At 29.3% G+C, this 20,583-nt stretch carries 26 protein-coding genes and 1 pseudogene; 17 read left to right on the top strand and 10 right to left on the bottom strand.

Annotation, left to right across the window (positions count from 1 at the left end; translation table 11 throughout):
* Positions 1–42: 42 nt before the first annotated feature.
* The 5 genes from EKN01_RS04460 to EKN01_RS04440 form a co-directional block, all read right to left on the bottom strand.
* Positions 43–828 (bottom strand): TraX family protein, encoded by a 786-nt coding sequence (locus tag EKN01_RS04460; RefSeq protein ID WP_129045152.1) that lies wholly within the window; start codon positions 826–828, stop codon positions 43–45.
* 125 nt (positions 829–953) lie between these two features.
* The gene (locus EKN01_RS04455) at positions 954–1,319 is read right to left on the bottom strand and encodes a DUF805 domain-containing protein (RefSeq protein ID WP_129045151.1); all 366 of its coding nucleotides are present in this window, start codon (positions 1,317–1,319) and stop codon (positions 954–956) included.
* A gap of 92 nt (positions 1,320–1,411) precedes the next feature.
* Positions 1,412–1,801, bottom strand: coding sequence for a DUF805 domain-containing protein (locus tag EKN01_RS04450; RefSeq protein WP_129045150.1), 390 nt, complete (start codon positions 1,799–1,801; stop codon positions 1,412–1,414).
* Between the two features lie 73 nt (positions 1,802–1,874).
* Positions 1,875–2,951, bottom strand: coding sequence for a DUF4429 domain-containing protein (locus EKN01_RS07910; RefSeq protein ID WP_241685245.1), 1,077 nt, complete (start codon positions 2,949–2,951; stop codon positions 1,875–1,877).
* A gap of 2 nt (positions 2,952–2,953) precedes the next feature.
* Complete coding sequence (locus tag EKN01_RS04440; RefSeq protein ID WP_129045149.1) at positions 2,954–3,187, bottom strand: hypothetical protein; 234 nt, start codon at positions 3,185–3,187, stop codon at positions 2,954–2,956.
* Between the two features lie 161 nt (positions 3,188–3,348).
* Between EKN01_RS04440 and EKN01_RS04435 the strand changes: the two genes are divergently transcribed.
* Positions 3,349–3,909 (top strand): DUF722 domain-containing protein, encoded by a 561-nt coding sequence (locus EKN01_RS04435; protein WP_129045148.1) that lies wholly within the window; start codon positions 3,349–3,351, stop codon positions 3,907–3,909.
* 1,103 nt (positions 3,910–5,012) lie between these two features.
* Complete coding sequence (locus EKN01_RS07830; protein WP_164966364.1) at positions 5,013–5,150, top strand: hypothetical protein; 138 nt, start codon at positions 5,013–5,015, stop codon at positions 5,148–5,150.
* Positions 5,151–5,207: 57 nt separating this feature from the next.
* Here EKN01_RS07830 and EKN01_RS04430 read toward each other — a convergent pair whose 3' ends face one another.
* Positions 5,208–5,582, bottom strand: a complete 375-nt coding sequence (locus EKN01_RS04430) for a hypothetical protein (RefSeq protein ID WP_129045147.1) — start codon at positions 5,580–5,582, stop codon at positions 5,208–5,210.
* Between the two features lie 555 nt (positions 5,583–6,137).
* On the opposite strand from EKN01_RS04430, the gene EKN01_RS07905 reads away from it, so the two are divergent.
* From EKN01_RS07905 to EKN01_RS04385, 10 genes are all read left to right on the top strand, one after another.
* Positions 6,138–6,680, top strand: a complete 543-nt coding sequence (locus EKN01_RS07905) for an HNH endonuclease signature motif containing protein (protein ID WP_241685244.1) — start codon at positions 6,138–6,140, stop codon at positions 6,678–6,680.
* A gap of 406 nt (positions 6,681–7,086) precedes the next feature.
* The gene (locus EKN01_RS04420; protein WP_129045146.1) at positions 7,087–7,335 is read left to right on the top strand and encodes a hypothetical protein; all 249 of its coding nucleotides are present in this window, start codon (positions 7,087–7,089) and stop codon (positions 7,333–7,335) included.
* A 243-nt stretch (positions 7,336–7,578) separates the two neighbouring features.
* Positions 7,579–8,055 (top strand): GtrA family protein, encoded by a 477-nt coding sequence (locus EKN01_RS04415; RefSeq protein WP_241685243.1) that lies wholly within the window; start codon positions 7,579–7,581, stop codon positions 8,053–8,055.
* Positions 8,056–8,440: 385 nt separating this feature from the next.
* Complete coding sequence (locus EKN01_RS04410; protein ID WP_129045144.1) at positions 8,441–9,601, top strand: MFS transporter; 1,161 nt, start codon at positions 8,441–8,443, stop codon at positions 9,599–9,601.
* Positions 9,602–10,220: 619 nt separating this feature from the next.
* Positions 10,221–10,466, top strand: coding sequence for a GlsB/YeaQ/YmgE family stress response membrane protein (locus EKN01_RS04405; protein WP_099974951.1), 246 nt, complete (start codon positions 10,221–10,223; stop codon positions 10,464–10,466).
* A gap of 12 nt (positions 10,467–10,478) precedes the next feature.
* On the top strand, positions 10,479–10,616 hold the full coding sequence (locus EKN01_RS07825) for a hypothetical protein (protein WP_099974950.1): 138 nt from the start codon (positions 10,479–10,481) through the stop codon (positions 10,614–10,616).
* Between the two features lie 123 nt (positions 10,617–10,739).
* Positions 10,740–10,919, top strand: coding sequence for a CsbD family protein (locus tag EKN01_RS04400; protein ID WP_129045143.1), 180 nt, complete (start codon positions 10,740–10,742; stop codon positions 10,917–10,919).
* A 204-nt stretch (positions 10,920–11,123) separates the two neighbouring features.
* Positions 11,124–11,495, top strand: a complete 372-nt coding sequence (locus tag EKN01_RS04395; protein ID WP_129045142.1) for a hypothetical protein — start codon at positions 11,124–11,126, stop codon at positions 11,493–11,495.
* Between the two features lie 131 nt (positions 11,496–11,626).
* Positions 11,627–12,073, top strand: a complete 447-nt coding sequence (locus EKN01_RS04390; RefSeq protein WP_129045141.1) for an SRPBCC family protein — start codon at positions 11,627–11,629, stop codon at positions 12,071–12,073.
* Between the two features lie 9 nt (positions 12,074–12,082).
* Complete coding sequence (locus EKN01_RS04385) at positions 12,083–13,000, top strand: zinc-binding dehydrogenase (protein WP_129045140.1); 918 nt, start codon at positions 12,083–12,085, stop codon at positions 12,998–13,000.
* Positions 13,001–13,028: 28 nt separating this feature from the next.
* Here the strand turns inward: EKN01_RS04385 and EKN01_RS04380 are convergent, their stop codons facing one another.
* Positions 13,029–13,895 carry a helix-turn-helix domain-containing protein gene (locus tag EKN01_RS04380; RefSeq protein ID WP_129045139.1) on the bottom strand — a complete coding sequence of 289 codons (867 nt, stop codon included), beginning with the start codon at positions 13,893–13,895 and terminating at the stop codon, positions 13,029–13,031.
* A gap of 130 nt (positions 13,896–14,025) precedes the next feature.
* Here EKN01_RS04380 and EKN01_RS04375 point away from each other — a divergent pair, with 130 nt between their 5' ends.
* Positions 14,026–15,582, top strand: a complete 1,557-nt coding sequence (locus EKN01_RS04375; RefSeq protein ID WP_129045138.1) for an ATP-binding cassette domain-containing protein — start codon at positions 14,026–14,028, stop codon at positions 15,580–15,582.
* Positions 15,572–17,158: an ATP-binding cassette domain-containing protein gene (locus tag EKN01_RS04370; protein WP_129045137.1), complete on the top strand. Its 1,587-nt coding sequence runs from the start codon at positions 15,572–15,574 to the stop codon at positions 17,156–17,158. The genes EKN01_RS04375 and EKN01_RS04370 overlap by 11 nt, the downstream gene beginning before the upstream one ends.
* Before the next feature lie 45 nt (positions 17,159–17,203).
* On the opposite strand, the gene EKN01_RS04365 is transcribed toward EKN01_RS04370, so the two are convergent.
* From EKN01_RS04365 to EKN01_RS04355, 3 genes are all read right to left on the bottom strand, one after another.
* Positions 17,204–17,395, bottom strand: a complete 192-nt coding sequence (locus tag EKN01_RS04365; RefSeq protein ID WP_099974944.1) for a DUF378 domain-containing protein — start codon at positions 17,393–17,395, stop codon at positions 17,204–17,206.
* A 155-nt stretch (positions 17,396–17,550) separates the two neighbouring features.
* The gene (locus EKN01_RS04360; protein ID WP_099974943.1) at positions 17,551–17,826 is read right to left on the bottom strand and encodes a SemiSWEET family transporter; all 276 of its coding nucleotides are present in this window, start codon (positions 17,824–17,826) and stop codon (positions 17,551–17,553) included.
* Between the two features lie 91 nt (positions 17,827–17,917).
* On the bottom strand, positions 17,918–18,316 hold the full coding sequence (locus EKN01_RS04355) for a hypothetical protein (protein WP_129045136.1): 399 nt from the start codon (positions 18,314–18,316) through the stop codon (positions 17,918–17,920).
* Between the two features lie 162 nt (positions 18,317–18,478).
* On the opposite strand from EKN01_RS04355, the pseudogene EKN01_RS04350 reads away from it, so the two are divergent.
* The 3 genes and pseudogenes from EKN01_RS04350 (at position 18,479) to EKN01_RS04340 (ending at position 20,541) form a co-directional block, all read left to right on the top strand.
* A pseudogene (locus EKN01_RS04350) lies at positions 18,479–19,389 on the top strand (ABC transporter ATP-binding protein).
* Positions 19,382–20,113, top strand: coding sequence for a hypothetical protein (locus EKN01_RS04345; RefSeq protein ID WP_129045135.1), 732 nt, complete (start codon positions 19,382–19,384; stop codon positions 20,111–20,113). The pseudogene EKN01_RS04350 and the gene EKN01_RS04345 overlap by 8 nt, the downstream one beginning before the upstream one ends.
* Before the next feature lie 119 nt (positions 20,114–20,232).
* Positions 20,233–20,541: a hypothetical protein gene (locus tag EKN01_RS04340; protein WP_129045134.1), complete on the top strand. Its 309-nt coding sequence runs from the start codon at positions 20,233–20,235 to the stop codon at positions 20,539–20,541.
* Positions 20,542–20,583: the final 42 nt, after the last annotated feature.

The following is a 20,583-nucleotide window of genomic DNA, read 5'->3' as shown; positions in this document are numbered from 1 at the left end:
AATAAATAAGCCATAAATTAGACTTATTTAGATTAAATATTATTAATGATTGTAAATATACGCAGATATTAAATATAAAATGGCAATATGTGCCGGGTAGAAAATGTAGAAAAAATATTTCATTCCACGTCCTTTTTTACCATTATAAAGAAGAATAGGAATTATTGAAAAAATCATAATCCATTGTGAGTCTCCAACTATCATGAAAATAGAAGAAACAATAATTATTAAAGCACATTGTACTATTCTATTATCTCTTGCCAAATAAAGTGCAGGTATTAAAAATACCGTTATAGTATTTTCTGCTAACAGAATAGCAGGTAAGGCAGAAGTAATAAGTAAAAATAATATGTGATTTGATGATAGTGAAGGACTGAAAATTAAAGGAATAAGAAGTGAAAGGATTGTTGGCAGTAAAAAAAGTATAATACCAGCTATAATTTTTAAAATGTTTTTTGTGTTTTTTCCGGAAACAATAACGTCTATTGCATACATCATAACTGTTCCAATGAATAGATCTCTAAATATATTATTAATTAAAACAACTTGAGGAAATTCAACTAATTTTCCAATAAAATATGTAAATAATCCCATAAGAAACATTGATATATATAATCGAAGCATATATTTCTTTTTATCATGTGTATGTGAAAAACCTATAACACTTACAAAGAAGAATATGGTGGCTACTGGTCTACCAAACCAATCTAACCATCCAGGAGCTCCCATAGGTGCAAACATTTGATGTATATGGTCTATAAACATTAGTGTAATACCCAATACTTTTATATCAAATGTTGATAAACCCTTCTTCAATATATTATTCATTAAACCACTCCTAAATTTAGTATTAAAAATAAATTATCATATTGTTTAATACAATAATACTTACATTTATGTAATAATTTGGGTAAAAATAAATAAGCCTAGGGTGGCTTATTTATAAAATATTATTAATTCCAGCGACTATCCTTTGAAGGAAGTAGCATTAGAATAATGAACCAAATAACTCCAATTACAGGAACTAGATTGAGTAGTACCCACCATCCTGATCTATCAGTATCGTGAAGTCGTCTAATTCTTAATGAAAGTGTTCCGATCCAAACAATTATGGCAATAATATCTGAAACCATATTTGCATATAGATCTCTAAAATTATAAATATCTTCAAATGGATGACCAGTGATTGCTTGGATTATAGCAATTATTATTACGGCTAGAAGCCAGTTAATAATAATTGGCCACCAATAATCTGGTCTATTTGACTTACCTGAAAAGTTAAATACATTACTCCAAAACTTTTTATAAGAATTTATCATATTAAATTCCTCCCTAAAAATAATATTCAGCTTTTAATGTCTTCGGTATTTGGACAGAATACTAAGCCTAGGATGGCTTATTTAATTAATATTTATACCCAGTGACTATCCTTAGAAGGAAGTAGCATTAAGATGAAGAACCAAATTGTTCCAATAATAGGAATAAACTCAATTAGAACCCACCAACCAGAACGATCCGTATCATGTAGTCTACGGACTTTAAGCGATAAGGTTACTAGCCAGATAATTATGCTAATTATATAAATTAATATCGCAGATAAAATTGAAGCAAAACTATAAATATTTCCAGTTATTTTCATGCCTGTGAAATTTTCTAATATAGTAACTAGGGATATTCCAAATAGTACAATCAAAATTCCAAGCACATAATTGATGATAATTGGCCACCAGTAATCCGGTCTATTAGCTCTACCAGAAAAGTCTATTAAATTATTCCAGAATTTTTTATATGAATTTACCAAGGCAAATTCCTCCTATGTATATTCAGCTTTTAATGTCTTCAGTATTTGGACAGAATGCTAAGCCTAGGGTGGCTTAGTTATTTAATAAGCTATTTTTTTGGTTTTCAAATTGTTCTTCTGTAATGATTCCTTGGTCAAATAATTGCTTTAATTTAATTATCTCATCTGCTGTACTATAGTTATTTGTATTTGTATTTGTATTTGTATTTGTATTTGTATTTGTATTTGTATTTGTATTTGTATTTGTATTTGGTGAATATATTATATTTTCCAAGTATTCTTTTAATTTTAATATCTCTGGATAGTAGCTCTTAGTGAACATAACTGTATTTTCATCAGACGTTGCTGAAGTTATTCCCGCATTCGATTCAATACCGCCTAATACACCAAATTGAATATATCCATTATTAAAACCCGGCTTTTTTAGTTGAATCGATGTTATAGACTTTATTGGAATTGTTTTAGATCCCTTTGAACCGTGTAAAACAAAATTGGATAATCCTTTTCTCGATATAACAACTTTATTTGTATCGAAAGAAATTACAGTTTTATTGGGATGCTTAATGGTAATTATATTTGATGGATTTTTGTTCGATTTTCTTTGTGTTCTGGTTCTGTTTTCCATTCTTATCTCCTCAGATACGATTGTCTCAGTGTTTATACTCTTGTTATTAAAACTATTATTTTTAATTCCTGTGTCTTTGTTTATTACTTCAGATAAATCTACTATTCTTAATGTTAAGCCTAAGGGATCTGAAAATTGTTTTACAGATTCTTGACCCATTTCATTTGCCACCACACGTTTATATTTTCCACCCTCTGGATAAAGTTGAAAATCAATATTATCACTATTTATATAATCACTTATATTTGATTTTGAATAAATATTTCCAATAAGATATCTATCTCCATTATATGGGGTTGCGTAAACTTCGTAAAAATCTTCAGAGGTTTTTATTAAATTAATATCTGCAGATATATATAGAAATTGATATACTTTTTCCCCAAAAGTTTGTTCTAATATTTCGTTATTTGATAACCCATCAAATAACATGTAACTTTCACTGTTTCTAGCAACGTAACTTACAAGCTTATTTAGAGCTTTCCTATCCGTTATGTTTACACTAATTTCTTCTAATATTTTCGGCATAGTTACATTCCCATAGAATAAATTTTTGATTCAGGTATTCCAAAATTTTGGATAAGTTCGATCTTACTATTTATCTCAATATCATTTTCAATGCAATATTGCTTTATGAGATCAATAGCAAACATGTCGGCTCTATGTTCTATCTTTATTTTGTTAATATCACTCATATAGTATTTTTCACCATTAATAAGATGACCTATTTGCATAGGTATTTCATCTTGCTTGTACCAGTTCATGTTTATCAACATATACATTTATTGCCAAAATTATACCAAAGAAAGGGGTGATAAATATCGAATATTCTAGGGCACAAAAAAAGTCCCAGTCAGCAGCAACTGAATAGGGGACTATGGTTATAAATTGAATACCATCTAAATATATCACGAAAGGATAAACTATGTCCACATTATATGAACTAACTGATAACTACATGAAGTTATTAGATTACGCGGAAGATATGGATACTACACTGTTCCATGACGCGTTGGATTATATCGATGAGGCAATAGAAGATAAAGCGGTCAACTATGAAAAAGTTGATAAAGAATTATCAAAAGATGAATTAGCTCTTAAAGAATACCAACAAGTTAATTACAATATTGCTGTTAGGGTTGTTTCACTAGAACATCCCTGGACAGAAAGTGATTCTAATACTGGTGTTGGTTCATCTGGTGTTACTATCAAGCCACAAGAAATATTTGCAATAAAAAAAGACGAAGATAAGGAACTTCAACGTCTGTTTAAATTAAAATATGATTGTGAGCGTGCTATAGATAAAATGAGCGATGAGCAATTAGAAATGTATAATCTTAGATTTGTTAACTCTGATTGTCTTGGGTGTTATGATATTGCTGATAGGTTATGTTATTCAGTACCCGGTATCTATAAGAAAAGATATAGATTACTGGAATTGTTAGCAATTGAAAAAAGTTTGATAAGTGTAGACAAAAACGTGTAGTTGTATACCTTGTCAACATGTTAAATTGATATAGTAGCAAAAAGTCAGATTGGTTATGAGACAGGGATATAAGAACCTTTCGTGCAAGGTTCGATTCCTTGACTGGCTGTTTGGAATATATAGTCGTGAAGGCGATAACCTTGTAATTCCTGGTTAGTCCGGGCGAATGGAAACTGTGGTTAATCTCTGATGAGTTGATCGGTGGGTTCAATTCCTCCCTTAACTATTGAGAAGGAAAACTCTAAACCATACCTAACTTTAAGTGATTAAGTAGTACTTAAAGTACCCATTGTAGTTTTTAGTTTAAATTTTGGAGTCAAGGTTAACCTAGTGGTTTTAAAAGCCCTTGCCTCATCGAGCCTATGGTAACTATGTTGTGAAATTCCTACGGTTTATCTGATCAGATATTGTCAAAGAAAAGACGGAAAACTCAAAGAGTTCTCTGGCTGGGAGACGTGTGAATGGCTGAACCATTAAAGCCTTAGCGAATACTGGTATATAGTAGGTTCGATTCCTACTACTTGCTTATGCCTATCTTCCAGGATAGGCAAATAAAAATAGAAAGACTACCACTAGTAGTCCTATAAAAAATTACAACGCTAAGCATAGTCGCTCATTCGGCTGTGCTTTTTGTTTTGCTTACTTCTGAAATTAATATATAATATAGTCTCAAATATAAAACTAGAAGGATGCCCCTAATATGAATACATGTAAACATTGTTCTTATAAAATTCCTCGGATATTGGTAGTTATTGATAATGAGGAAAAATACATTGCTCCAAAGTATTGTAGTAATTGTTCAAATGAACTAAACAAGTAAAAGCACACCTATTAATTAGGTAGTGCTTTTTGTTTTGTCTAATAAATGGAGGATATAAAAATGAATACAAAATGTCTTTTATAATGATGAACTGGTTAAGTGTTTTATCAATAGTGTTTACAGTTGCTTTTTTTATTACTATAGATAATTTAATTGGAAGAATTATTTTTATAATGATTGGTATATTTCAAATATTGTATTTTACATATTGTGCACTTGATTACTATAAGAGTTTTATTAAGAAATAAAAATAATACTATTTTACGTAAGTAGACGGAAGCTTTTGAGAACTTGGAATATGAAAGAAATTAATAGAGCAAGTGATTTACGAAAAGCTGGCAGTACATATGCCCAAATTACTCAGAAATTAACTGACGAATTTGATCGTCCCTTTAAGCAAGATAGTGTGAGTTCAATTTGAGTAAAAAAAAAGACATCGATATAAAATATTGATGTCTTAGTATATTTATGATTAAAGTTATTTTTCTACATATGAAGTTAAAGATTTTTCACTTACATATTCATTTGTGGCCACTCTATAGAAAACTTCTCCAGTTTTACTATTTTCATGTCTTGTATCAGTAAACCAGAATGAATTTGCTCCTAGTGATCTATACTCAATCACATTACCATCTTTATCATATAGAGGAATACCCAAAAGATCCTTAGTCTGGACCACAGTGTGAATGACAGAATCACTCCAATCACCATATTTAGTTTCAGTAGATTGTACTTCATCAGAAGGTGTTGTAACCTCCGCGTTAGAAATTGCTGGTGTTAAAGCTCCTAAAGGGGCAAAAACTGAAATTGTAATTGCCATGCTATTTAAAATTGATTTTAATGTTTTTTTCATGTTAGTACTTCTCCTTCTCTATTATAGGTTATTATAACACGGTAACTAGCTGACTAGTATTACTAAAAATGCAGTTATATTAAATGATTATTGCATTTGCAACAGTTTTATGTGACCTGATTAACGCAATAATATCATAATAAAATATATAGCTAACTAAAAATGAAAGAAAATCTAATTATATATGAAATCTAAAGAAACAAACAAAAGAATGCACTTTTTGGAAGTGTTAACATTGATATTTGTTATTGCAAAATAACAGGGTTTATTACTTGGGGTTGGTGGTTAGTTTTCTTGCCAGTATTTATACCGTTGATTATTGCTTTAGTTGTTCTAGGAATTGGTTGGTTAGTTATTGCAATAAGGGGTTATTAGTTTGAAACCAAAGAAACTAATATTCAAGAATGGAAAACGGGTGCTTGTTGATTTTGATGAGGTATCTCGTTCTGAAACCTACAAGGCGTATAACAAAAGAAGACAGCTAGAAGAACCAGAGTCCCTAGATTTTTACCATAGTTCCCAATGGAGAATGGTAAGGAAGTACTGACCAGAGATATGGATACTTGTATTCGCTGTGGTATGAAAGGTCAGTTGGGTGATCACATAATTCCTTCTGAAGATGATTGGGAAAATAGATTGAATATAAATAATCTTGAAACACTTTGCAATGATTGTCATAGATTGAAGACCAAAAGAGAATGGATAAAGAAACATAAAGGAGTTAAACGTTCCATGAAGATAACTATAGTGTCAGGTTACCCTGCAAGTGGCAAGCATAGCTATGTTTCATCTAGGATTACAGAACATGACTTAGTATATGATTATGATGAATTAATGAAGTGTTCCACTGGACAAAGATTGATTGATAAACAAATTGATTTAAATGAAAGTAATGAAACAACTGAATCAAATAAGTCATTGATAAATAATATTGATGTTAAAGAGTATATAGATCTGATATATGAAATGATTCTGCGCAAACTCAGAACAGAGAAAACATTTAATAATGTTTGGATTATACAATCCATTCCAGATATTAAGTTGTTTGATTTGTTAGCTTCTTATGATGCTGACTACATATTACTTGATGGAAGATAAGGATGAATGTATTGAGAGACTTCATGAGAGTGAACAAGACATAGACAAGGCAGTTAGTGTCATGAATAAGATTGACAGAATGAAGCAAGAAAGATTGTTTGAAAGATTTAAATTAATTAAAAAGAAAAAATCAAAAATTAAAAACAAAAAATGAAATTAAATTTCAAAAAATAAAAATAAATTTTAAAATGAATTTTTTCGGATTTTAAATGTCGGCGCAAACAGCTGCTAGAGTAGGAGAACTACAAAGATACCCCCAATGAAAAATACGGGGGATTAACTGCCACAGTTGTTTGAACGCACGTCCTCTTTTTCTCACGGAAAAGTCCGTTTTTTTAGTTTTCAGAATGCCGTTGTATCAACGATTATAGTAATAGAAAGAAATACGCACGAAGGAGGTGAGTTGATGGCACAAAAAGGTAGAAAATATAAGCTATTGGCCAATACAGAGTGGCATGCAACAATTGCTGAAAAAGAACAAAAAAAAGAAGCCGAAATATTGGCTTCTGATGGATTCCCATTATTAAAAAATACACCACCATCGTATATGTCTAATGCTGTTAAAACAGAATGGAAGAGAATAGTACCTGCTTTTCAACTTCTTCCTATTCGTTCGTTGGATCGTGCAATGATAGAACAATATTGTGTCTGGTAAGGTGAGTTTAAATTAGTTAATATGGGACAGATTAAATTCATTGATTATTCGAGTCAACACCAATCACGTTACTCCGTAGCATAATACAAAGAACATAGTCAGCAGAAATTAAAGTGATGAGTGTGCTTCTCACGGTAGTTGGTGGGGATTAGTCTCCAAGGTTTTATTTTTACTCAAATGGAAGAAATAAAGAGTATAATAAATCCATAAATATTTAAGTATCGTGAAAAGATGGGGTTAACTGTGAAAAATACTAAACTTGGTGATCAAGAGGAAACAATTGTTGAAATGTTAGAGCCAGAAGCAGAGTTAGATAGACAGCTTGTATCTTCGGCAAAGGAGACGCGTAATCAAGCTATTCGATATATTTTGTGGGGATTAATTAGTGTAGCTGTTAATTTTGCTGTCTACTATATTACGTATAATGTATTAGGTATTGAATATCAAATGGCTAATGGAATTACTTGGGTGATTGCGGTCCAAGTTGCATTTTGGGTGGATCGTGTAAAGGTATTTGAGCACCATTCACAGTATGTTTATCGTGAAATGGGAAAATTCTATGCAACTAGAATTGTGACGTATTTTATTGAAGCTCTGATTTTATGGTTATTAGTATCTGTGATTGGAAGTCCAATGTTACTTGCTAAAGTCTTTGGTCAAGTAGGTGCTATTGTTGGTAATTTCTTGTTTTCTAAATGGTTCGTATTTCAAAGTAAATAAAAATACACATTGTAAACGAGTACGAAAGATAATAAACAGTATTAAGGCACATAATCTGGATCCAAAATTAAAAGTAAGTATTTCAATGAAAAGCGTCGTGCTTAACAGCATGGCGCTTTTAGTTTGGGAAAGAAAAACTTTAAATTAAAACAAATCAGCAAACGAATATATGGATTTAATATTTTTCTAGAGGCTAGGTAGTCTTTTCAAAAATACAACACTAAGCAAAGCATTAGTCGTACTTTATTTAAAACTTTTTTCACCAATTTGATTCTTAAATATAAATATTATTAACTTTATAACATTTAATTAATATTAAATTGTGTTCCAATTTAATGTATGTTAGGCTTTCGCTGGAGTGATCTTTGAAAGGAGAATTTAACTAGTGAAAAGCAAAAATTTTGCGCTAATCTTTTTAATTACTATTGCTATATTTGCAAATTTATCAACTTCTCTTGTTAAAGCTGATACAACTGATATGGCGACAGTGAATACTGTAGATGATAGTAATATTGTCTATATTGTTCCTAACGGAGACACATATTTCCAATTTGATTCTAATAAAAGTAGTAATGAGGGTTACTCCAATATTATTCCTAGTACTTTAACTGGGGCAGCAGGAGGGGCTGCCATAGCAGGAGCACTAGGTGTACCATCGGGACTGTATAATGGCGCTATATTAGGAAGTTCCGCAGCACTTATTGCAAATGCTCCTGCAACTTTAGCAGCAGGAGGTTTGGGAGTTGCTATAGGATTACCTGTTGGTTTATTCTTAGGAATTCCTACAACTCTAGCAGGGGGAGTTTTAGGATTTTTAACTCCAGTTCCTTTATTACATCCATTAAATGCTCTTATTGGAGCTGGACTAGGTGGCGCCTTGGTTTCTGTACCAACGGTTGCTGCTATTAGCTCCTTAGGAACTCTATCAGTAGCTCTTCCTGGCGCTACTGTGGGAATTGCTTTAGGTGCTCCGATAGGAGGGGGAATATCGGGACTTAACGCTGCACCTAGTGGTATTATTCCAGGTGCCGTTATTGGTGCTTTAGCATCTACTTTAAATTCACAAGAAAATAATGAGGGACATAATGCAGGTGACTTATCAGTTAGAGCTTCTGACGTTGAACCTGTGTATACTAAATTTAAAGTTGAAAAAACAATATCACTTTTGGATAAAGATGCTCGTTCAGTAGGAGTACTGGCAACACCTTCAGAAGAAATACATACTGTTAACAACAGTAGTATAGTAACCAAAGATGGTCTTGAACTATTGCCATATGGCGATGGAAATTATGTACATAAAGATGATGTTACAATTTTGGGTGATAATTCAGAACAACCTGAAAATGGAGATACTTCACTAGATAGCAATAGCATTAATGCTGAATCTCCAAAGGAAAACAACTCAGATGTACAAAATGAATCTGCAGATCAAAATAGCACATCATCAGATAGTGTTTCAGAATCTAAAACAGATTCATCACAAAATAAAGAATTAGATAATACTAAAATGGAAGAATCTTCAGCTACAGCAGTGAACAATATCTAATTATGTATATCTAATAAAAGAGCCTCTACTAATTAAACTTAGTAGAAGCTTTTTATTTTTCAAAATTAAGTATTATATTGTTTGTTTATTGATTGTTTATTTTAAAAGTTTTTTATTAAAAATCAAAAAACATGAAAATAAAGATGTGTTTTTGCAATAAAAAAGCCTCCTAATTAGGAGGCTTTTTTATTATTTAAGACCACTTGTAATATAATTTGCTGTGTTGCCGATAGTTCCTTGAACAGTTGGTGATGTCCAAAATGCAAGATTAGTTAAGTTGAATAATGTAATCATGTGAATTTCCCTCCTTAATTAATATATCTAAATATTATCATAAAATTTAAAAAATGTAGTATATAAAAAGAACTTTAATATAACTGTAATTTAATAGAAATATTATTTATCGGTTTAATATGTAACATATTTTGAAAATGTCATGGAGTACTTTGATTATCAGATAGACAATTTAAATGTCTGACTATAACAATTGAATTATTCATTAGTTGTGAATATTATACGTTGCAATCATAATATAGGATTGACATGTAGGTTAAAATTTTAAAATTATTCTGAATATTATATAATATAATTATTCTAATCACATAAGGAGGAATCAATTATGCATTGGTTATGGGTTTTAATTATTGGAGCGATTATAGGTGCTCTTGCAGGAGCAATTACAAATAATGGCAAATCTATGGGATGGATTAGTAATATTCTAGCTGGTATTATAGGTTCTTCAATTGGTGAGGGTCTATTAGGATCTTGGGGTCCTCAATTAGCCGGAATGGCAATTATACCATCATTAATTGGTGCTATAATCCTAGTATTGATTGTTTCGTTTGTTGTAAGAAAAATGTCATAGGAGGAAACAAATATGGATATATTAAAAACAACATTTAAGGTTTTGGCAGTTAGTACTCTGGTAGTTGGTGGCGTTCTTATTGGTGGAACAATATTGGCAGCAAAAGGTATTGATGAGGCTGGCGATAAATTACAAGAAAAATTACATTAATGTGTGAAGACTACCTAAACTCTAGGTAGTCTTATTTTTTAGATAAAAATAAATAAGCTAATAAATTGATATTACTTTCTGCTGATGTTAGCCTTTAGTTATTAACATGAGAGGAGTTTTATTATGAGTTTAGAAAGCAAAAAAGATATTATTAAAGGTAAAACAGATCAAGCTGTAGGAAAAGTAACTGGTGACGATAAAAGAGAATTGAAAGGTAAAGTTCAAGACAAAGTTGGTAAAGCAAAAGAAAAAGCCGACGATATTGTTGATAAAGTTGCAGAAAAAATTAATAAAAAAGATTAGTGATAATAATTTTTAAAAACTTTATATAGTTTTGTATTTAACTGTAAAAAATTCTTGATTAAAATGATATTCCCAATAAATTTGAAAATGACCTCTACCATATTTGGTGGAGGTCATTTTGCGTTTATTATTTATTTTTATAGTATGGTCTAGTGCGTATGAATATAGTGGTAAATTTAGATTTTATTGTTTAAGGAGTAAATTGTGCATTTATTAGACATAGATGTAGAAAATATCATCCTTGAAGATTTAGTAAAAAATTACAAAGGTGTTAATAGTATTACATTTACTTACATCACATCTAACAATGTTCTTTCGGGTTATTCTTATTCATTCTACGTTAATGATGAAAATCATAAAAATAGTGATGATTATTTATGGGAGTACTCTATTTCAGACGATAAAGAAATAGAAGGTATGGCATATCCAAGATCTGGGAATTTTGTGTTTCATGATTTTAAAGATGGATCAAAAAATATAATTAAAGAAGAAAATCCCAAATCAATGCGCACAACTCCTTTAAAAAAGGTTGATATTAGAAAAATAAAAATAAAATATAAATTGAGTGAAGATTAAAGATAAATTCTGATTACTGAAGTTATAGGGTTACTTCAACTACTTCCAAAAATATCAGAACTCTTATTTTATTTCTACACAAATAGCCTCTATATTTAAGCTGTTAAATAAATATAAAAGAGGTAAGAGTCATGGAAAATGTTAAAGATGATAGTGTATTTTTTGAAAACGAAATTGATATTAATTCTAGTGTAGAGAGATTATCAGGAATTCTGTTGAATTTAGAAAATATAACGAAATGGGATCATGATATAGATACTGTTAAAAAAGATAGTGATGGTTTTGTTATTATTCGAAAAACAGCAGCTGTCAATCCGGTTGAACACATACAAGTAAGAAAAGAAAATAACAGAATAATATATATTTCAACTATGGGAAAACTCGAGTATAAAGTTATTTTTACTTTGACTGATAATGAGGGTAAGGTAAATCTCAGAGAGGATTTGATCTTAACAAATAGTTCGTCTATTAAGTTGCCATTATCTATTTTGAAGCCAATAACAAAATCTGCTTTTAAACAAGTATTAGAGGTTTTAAAAGCAGTTTCTGAATCTGAAAATGTCGAAAGCCAATTTTAGGCAAGTAATATGAAAGCTGTCATTCAAAAGAATTATAGTGGTATTTCCAGTTTAGATATTGTTGATTTAGAAGAAAATAAGATCAAACCCTATTCAGTAATAGTAGAAAATAAATTTGTACCAGTTTTGCCATATGATTTAATGACCGAATATGGTCAGTTGAAGGGAATTAGAAATGTACAATTACCCATTGTGGTAGGTTATGGATTTGGCGGAATAGTTAGTAAAGTGGGTAAATTGAGAGATAAAAAATTAATTGGAAAAAAAGTTATTGGAATGAGTATGAATGGCTCTACTAAAGAGTTGATAAATTCTGAATTTCCACCACTTTTATTTACTGTACCTAATCAAGTGATCCTTAGTGATGCAACAACTATAATTGGTGGAGGAGACGCTGCACTAAAAGCTGTTGACTCAATTAATGCAAGTGAAAAAGATAATGTATTAGTCACGGGGGCTTCTGGTGGAGTAGGAACTTATGTTATTCAATTATTAAAACTAAGAGGTTCAAATGTCATAGCAATGTCTTCCTCAGAAAATATGGAATTTGTAAAAAATGTAGGTGCAGATCAAATAATAAATTATGAGTCTAATATTGTTTCCCAGCTTAAGAAACAAATAAAACCCAATAAAGTGATCGATACAGTTGGAAACATTGAACTTCTTAATGAAATAACTAACTACTATGAAGAATTAGAAATTGTTTCGTTATCTTTAATGAAGTATTCGGGAATCACTGAAAAACAATCATTTAGATTTATTAATGGGCCCATTTCATTAAATGGATATAAAGAATTATTAAATTTATTGAGTATTGGGAAAATCAAAGCCTATATTCAAAATGAATATGATTTTAAAGATATAAAAAAAGCTCAAATAGAATCAAAAGAGAAACATTCAAAAGGTAGAATTCTATTGAAATTTTAAAAAGACTGACACTAATTAAATATTAATGTCAGTCTTTTTTATATGCATATTGTTTAAATACATCTTCAATTGTTTCACTTTTTAAGACAGCTTTATGTGCTTCCGATTTGTTATTCAGACTATCATATGATTTTGATAGTGCTAAAAAGAGATCTGAGAGCATGTAATATGATGAGTGAAGGGTTGTCCAATTAATTCCATCGTTAAGAATTTTTATTGATTTTCTATATTGTTTTGTTTCATGTAAACAAACACCGTATAGATAATAAAGGATATTGATATTTTCGTTGTAGCTGGAAAATCTATTATCTTCAATAATTTTAAGAACAGTTTCAAAATCTTTAAATCCGCTTGTTACATCATTTGATTGGACTTTTATATATGCAATTACTGAAAGTATTAGTATTTCATTTGGAATAAAACTTTTCTGTCCTTTTGAATAAGTGTATTGATAGGCTAAATTTAGCAATCTAAGACTTTCACGTCGATCATTTAAATATTGATAAGTTGCCACTGCGTAATAATAGTAATATGTTTGGAAATCCTGGTTTTTATATAGTTGATCTATTATTTTGGAATCATCCAAGTATTTCAACATACCAGAATAGTCGTGATTATTACAAAGAGATTTGATTTTTTCATTAAATCCTTCCATGTCTTCAATTTCTAAATAGGAACTTAGGACAGCATTATCCATTGAGATATTTAATCTCATACAAAGACGAGACAATAGTATTGCATTTGGGACATAAATTCCTTTTTCAATACTACTAATCATAGATTGTGAGCATATATCTTCAGCCAACTGCTTTTGAGAAAGATTGTTTAATTTACGTTCAGATGCTATTCTTTGACCAAGTGAAACTGCCAATTTATCTTCAGGAATATAATTCATAATTATCACTCCTTTGTGGGTTAATCACAACTTGATTTTACCTTTTTGTTTATGATCTTGAAAGAAAAGCGGCTTTATATATTTATTGTTAATATAATTGAAATCCTAGGTTAAAGGGGGAATTTAACTTATGGCAAATCGGGGTATCTTTAAAAATTATTTTAAATTCTTACTATATTCTATTTTTAGTATATTGGGTGCTATTTTTTTAACTAGAATACCCTTAAAAATAGGAGAATTAACAGAATTATATATAAAAATTGGTAATTTAAGTTTTTTAAGTTTTAAATCCTTTATATTCACTATCATATTAGGGTTACTTTTTTCTTCTATCGGAATTTATTTAGGTAAAATTTTTGTCACTGAATACATTAATAATAGACGGAAAATTTTGTTTAAAAAATGGTTCAGTCTTTCTTTCTCAGATTCGAGAAAAATAAATAAAAACGAATTTATTCAGATTACCAACCAAGATTTAAACACTATTCAAGAATTTACACTTAGTGATTTTCCACAAATATTCGTACAATTTTTTAGTTTTATTATTGCAAGTATTCAATTTATTAAAATTTCCACTCTGTCATATATAGTTTTAATAGCTTTATACATACTTTATTTATTACCCATGAAAAATCTTTTAAAATATCAATCAATGTATTCTGAGAAATTAAGAAGTGCAAGAGTAAATATTATTTCCGTTTTATCAGACGCAATATATTACAAAAAAACAATTTTTAGACAAAATAAATCAAAATATATTTTAGATATTTTAAATAATGAATCTAATAATTCGGTTGAATATCTTAAGAAAAATGAAATATCAAAAAACAAATCTAAAATACTTCCGAGAACTTTAGATTCAATTGGACCAGCACTCATATTATTAATTGTTGGATGGCAATATTTTAATCAACAAATTAATATGGGGCAGCTAGTTACACTTCTTACCTACGTAGTAATTTTAAATGCTCCTTTTAGATCTATTATGAATTTATTGACTTCTCTTCCAGAGTTCAAAGTGGCCTATAAAAATCAGAATAAATTTTTGCAGATTCCAACTAAAGATGTTTGGGGAAACAAAATGTTATCTCAAAAAGTTATTAATAAGATTAAAGTAAAAAACACAAAAAGTAACATAGAATACTTATTTAGTAAGGGAGATTTTGTTGTTATATCAGGAAGATCAGGAGTGGGTAAAACAACATTTTTAAATGAATTATTTGGCTTAGAGCAGGGATTATACAAAATTGAAATAAATAATAATAAATTAAATCAGGGTTTTAATTGGAACGATGATATTTCATATATCCCTCAAGAAATATACATATTTGAAGGAACTATCAAGGAAAATCTAGAAATAGATGGGATTCATTTGAGTTCATATGATGTATATCAAAAGAAATTGTTGAATTTGTTGCCTGATGTTAACGAAATTATTTCCAACAGAAGTGATTTATCAACTGGACAGGGAGAGATATTAAATTTTCTAAGGAATTTTAATATCAATAAATCAGTTATTTTAATTGATGAGATATCTGGAAATATAGATAAAAATGCATTAAATCAAATACATAGTTTATTAGATAGATATAGAGAAAACAAAATTATAATAGAAATCACTCACAGAAAATTAGATATTAAAGAAGCGTCTTATATGGAAATGGAGGGGATTGGTATTGATAAGTAACTTTTTATCTGGAAATTTCAAAAAAGTTTGCCTGATTGCTGTTATAACAACTTTAAGATCACTGTTGCTATTACTTTCTCCACTAATATCTAAGGTAATAATAGATACTCTATTACCTCAAAAAAAGGTACATGAATTAATATTACTGGTTGTCTTTTTGATTTTAATTCCAATTATTACAAATAAATTAATAGACGTAGATTTGAAATTATCAACTTTTGTTTTGGAAAATATATCTAGAAAAAGAACAAATTTTGTCGATAACTATCTAGATTCAATAGAAAATAAGGAATTTACAGATAATGAAAAATTACATATATTAACATTTGAAAATGACGAAATATCAAATTATATATACAGAAATCTTGGAAGTTTGCTTTGGTTGATAACAACAATATCCTTAGGAATAGTATTAATAATTTATTTCAACGTAATTATTGGGTTAGTATTAATAATTATTATGCTAATTCAGTACTCTTCAATGTATTTTCTTTATGGCAGATTTAAGAGGTTGAATAATAGTTATACTTTATCGTCTACTAGATTATTAAGTAGTAGTAAAGAACTGTATGATTCTCTAAAAAATCAAAAGATAAGTTCTGGTATCAAAAAGAAGCAACAAGAAGATATCATAATAAAAAATAACAAAGTTGGTAGTATACAGAGAAAAATATCATTTTCAGAGGCACTAATATCTATTTTAAATACTGTATTATCTAATTTATCAATATTATTTATTTTTTTAATAGGTTTAAGTTCCAATAGTATACCGTTAGGAAATTTAATTGCAATATATCAAATGTACTTGTGGCTTGTTCCTGCCTTGTCAGTTTTGGCTTATATGGTAGTGGGACTTGGTGAAGTTTCTGTTCCAGTGGGCAGATTTTTTAAATTAACCAATTCAATTAAATTTACTAACAACGACAGAAAAAATAAGATAGATAATTTGACGTTGAAATCTTCTGTATATTTATCTAATAAAATAAGATTAAATAGAGATATTCAATTAAAGAAAAATCAAAATTATTTGTTAACGGGGGATGTTGGGTCAGGTAAATCGACATTATTGAAGTATGCATTTGATCCTGCATTTAAGACTAATGTAAAAATTATTGTTGATCAAAATAATAAAAGTTTGAGAAATAGTAATGGATATTTAAATTTATCTGTTTGGTATTCTAGCGAAAATCCTTCTATATTTGATACTACTCTGATAAGTAATATATATTTCAAAAAAAATATTAGTGATAAAGAAGAAGAATTTGTAAAATCATTGCCATTTAATAGTAAAACGATAGACAGACTAGATAATGTAATATCAAAAGATACATTGTCTGGTGGAGAACGTCAATTAATTGAAATTTCAAGATTATTAGTATCAGATGTTGATTATCAAGTGATTTTGTTAGACGAAGCTTTAAGTTCTATGAATGCTGATTTGGAAAGAAATATGTTAGAAAAAATAATAGAAAAATATCCTAATTCTATGATAATAATAGTTTCACATAGAGATACTATTGATAGCGAAAATTTTATTAAGTTAAATATGAACAATTATTTGACAAAAGATATTTAAAAATAAAAAAGACCTTACAATTTGTAAGGTCTTTTTTGGTTTATTTTAAAATAGACTAAAGAATGTAATTGAGTATAGAGCGGCAATACCTACGATAATATATACAGTTCTTGCTAGAACTGTTTCTCTACCCCCGAAGATAGCGGCAACTAAATCCCATTTAAATGCACCTACAAGTAGCCAGTTAAGACCACCAATAATTACAAGTGCTAAAGCAATTATGTTTAATATTGTCATAATGTTGTCCTCCTATTAGTTAATAAATTAATTATACATATCATACGATATTAATTATGTTCATTATAATATAAATTATTATATATAAAATGAATAAAATTATTTCAGATATTGTGATAAATATATCAATCTAAGTTCAGAGGACGTCAATAAAATTAAAAATTAAATATAGCAGTTAAAAATGTAGCTAGACCTAAGAAGATACCTGGTATATTTGCCCAAACAATAGGCCAGTCTTTTTCTTCTTTTAGTAGACCATATGCTGTCCAAATAGAACAATTAATAAATGCGACTAATGGTTGTATAGGATTTCCCTTTGTTCCGGATAAGTTAGACATAATTTGAGGGATATAGGAAACGTACATAAGTACAGACATTATACTTGCTACTGTACCTATTTTATCCACTGATGATGTTGATATTTTTTTCATTGTTTTTTGGTTCCTTTCTATTGTTACTAACTATAAGTATATATTTTAAATAAAAAAGCTTCTACATAATTGTAGAAGCTTTTTTATTTGATTAATCTTTTGTTCCAATTTTTTGAGAAAGATTGATAAATGGTAGGACAATTATAGCAATTGAAGCTATAACATAAATAATTAATCCAATACCTGGAGATACAATATGTTGTCCCATATACGTTGTTTGAGAAGCATTAATTATTTCAAAAAGACCTAATAGTAAATTTAATACTCCTAATACAACTGTTGCTATTTTGATTTTACCAGTTAGTATAGAAACTCTGTCTTTAATAGCTACAAGTACTATTATTACGATTAAAAGAATAATAGCTACGTAGCTATCTTCACTAGAAATTCCAGAGATATTTATACCGAATGGACCTTTAAACCAATTTAAAAATGTTGATAATATACCAACGATTGAAGCAATTAATATTAATAATTTTTGTAAACGCATGATTTCCCCTAAAAATATGTTTCAGCTTTTTAAGTCTTCAGATTTGGAAAACTGTTTGATTATAACAGACAATAAATGGAAATTATAATTTACTTTTTTATATAAATTGATTTAAAAACCTCTAGATTTTACACTGAAATTAGAATATAGGGGGAACCTATTATGACTGAAGATAAAACAATATTAGAAATAAAAAACTTAAAGAAAAATTTTGGTAAATTTTCTGCTTTGAAGGATATTACATTTAATGTTCATCGTGGTGAAATATTTGGATTTATTGGACCGAACGGAGCTGGAAAGTCTACCACTATAAGGGTATTGCTGGGAATATTAAAAAAGAGTTCTGGTGATGTTACTATTTTTGGTAATGATGTTTGGAAAGATACTGTTGAAATACATAAACGTTTATCATATGTACCTGGAGATGTTTACTTGTGGCCTAATTTGACAGGTGGGGAAATTATAGATTTATTTTTAAAGATGAATAATAACAAACACTCAAGTCGTACGGATGAACTGATTAAAAAGTTTGATTTAGATGTTACCAAAAAAGCACGAACTTATTCAAAAGGTAATAGACAAAAAGTTACTTTGATTGCTGCTCTTTCTACAGACGCAGAACTATATATATTTGATGAACCAACTTCAGGACTAGATCCAATTATGGAAGAGGTATTCCAACAAGAAGTAATAGATCTCAAAAATTCAGGAAAAAGTATTTTGTTATCTAGTCATATTTTGTCTGAAGTGGAGCGAATGTGCGATCGAATAGGAATTATCCGTGAAGGCAAAATTATCGAAACTGGTACTCTAGATGAAATGCGTCACTTAACTAGATCACAGATTATAGTAAGCACAAAAAAGGCTTATCTGAAATTAGCAGTAACTCATATGTGCATGATCTAATTGAATTAGATGAAAAATTGAGATTCACTGTAGATTCTGATCATTTGGATGAAGTGATGAACTATTTAGCATCTAAAGATATTTTAACGTTGCAATTTACACCATCTACATTAGAAGACCTATTCTTACGTTATTATAATGCAAAAGAGGTGGTCAAACATGAATAATAAATTTGATAAAACCTTATTTTTAACAAAGTTTTCCATTCGTCGGGACGCTTGGAAATTATTGGCATGGATAATTGCACTTAGTGGAATGATGACTGTAATTGCAATTAAATTCAGTGATATTTATGGTTCAAAGTCTTCTATTTTGGCAATAGAGAGCACTTTGAAATCTACATCAATGGTATCAATGTTTGGAAGTTTTGATATTCCCTTTAAGACTAACGCTGATGTTTTTGGCGCAGAAATGCTAATTTTCATGGCAATTATGATGATAGTGATGAATATTTATTTTTCAGTGCAAGGTTCAATTGGTGAAGAGAGCAAAGGATTAACTGAATTAATCTCATCAAAATCAGTTGGTAAATTGGCAATTATATTTTCTTGGACATTAGAGATATTAATATTAAACTTATTGGTGGGAATATTATTTGGTCTTGGTATCCAATTTAGTGGAATGTCTGGTGTAACTACAGAGGCTGCTTGGTTAATAGCGCTGTCATTAGCAATGGAGGTTTTTGGAATGTTAGGATTGTTAATGGCTCAGCTAGCTGATAGCACTCGTACTGCAAACATTCTAAGTTACTTAGTATTTGGAATTATATATATCGCCAGAATAATTACAGATTTAAAGAATCCTAAGTTAACTTGGTTTAATCCACTAGAAATAATAGAAAAATATCTGCATTTCATGCTAATAATTGGACACCTGTATTTACTTTATTAGTACTTTGCGTAGTAATCTGGGCTTTAGCAGTTTTTTTCAATCAGTATCGAGATATAGGATCTGGAATTTTTGCAGCTAGAAATGGTCGTTCTAAAGCTTCAATGGTGTTAACTGGACCTATGTCACTTGTTTGGAGATTGCATCGGGTAAGCATAGTTTTTTGGTCCATTGGTTTATTAATTTTAGGTGTAACGTACGGATCAATTTTTAATACTATCGGTGATATTTTGAAGTCTAATCCTACAATGCAAACTGTTTTTGGAAAAGGAGCTGTAGATGCTGCTAATCATCAAATACTATTAAATTTTCTAAGTATAATAGTTATTGTTTGCATAGGTTTAGCTGTGATTCCGACTGTACAAATTATGAATAGTCTGAAATCTGATCAAGAAAAAGGATATTTAGAAAATATTTATGCAAAAAAGTAACACGATTTAGAATGTTTATAAGTTATTTATTTTGGTCCATTT

Origin of the sequence: Companilactobacillus metriopterae, assembly GCF_004117915.1 — a bacterium.
Classification (GTDB): domain Bacteria; phylum Bacillota; class Bacilli; order Lactobacillales; family Lactobacillaceae; genus Companilactobacillus; species Companilactobacillus metriopterae.
Note: the sequence above shows the minus strand (reverse complement) of the source record. Positions and strands in the feature narration are given on the sequence as shown.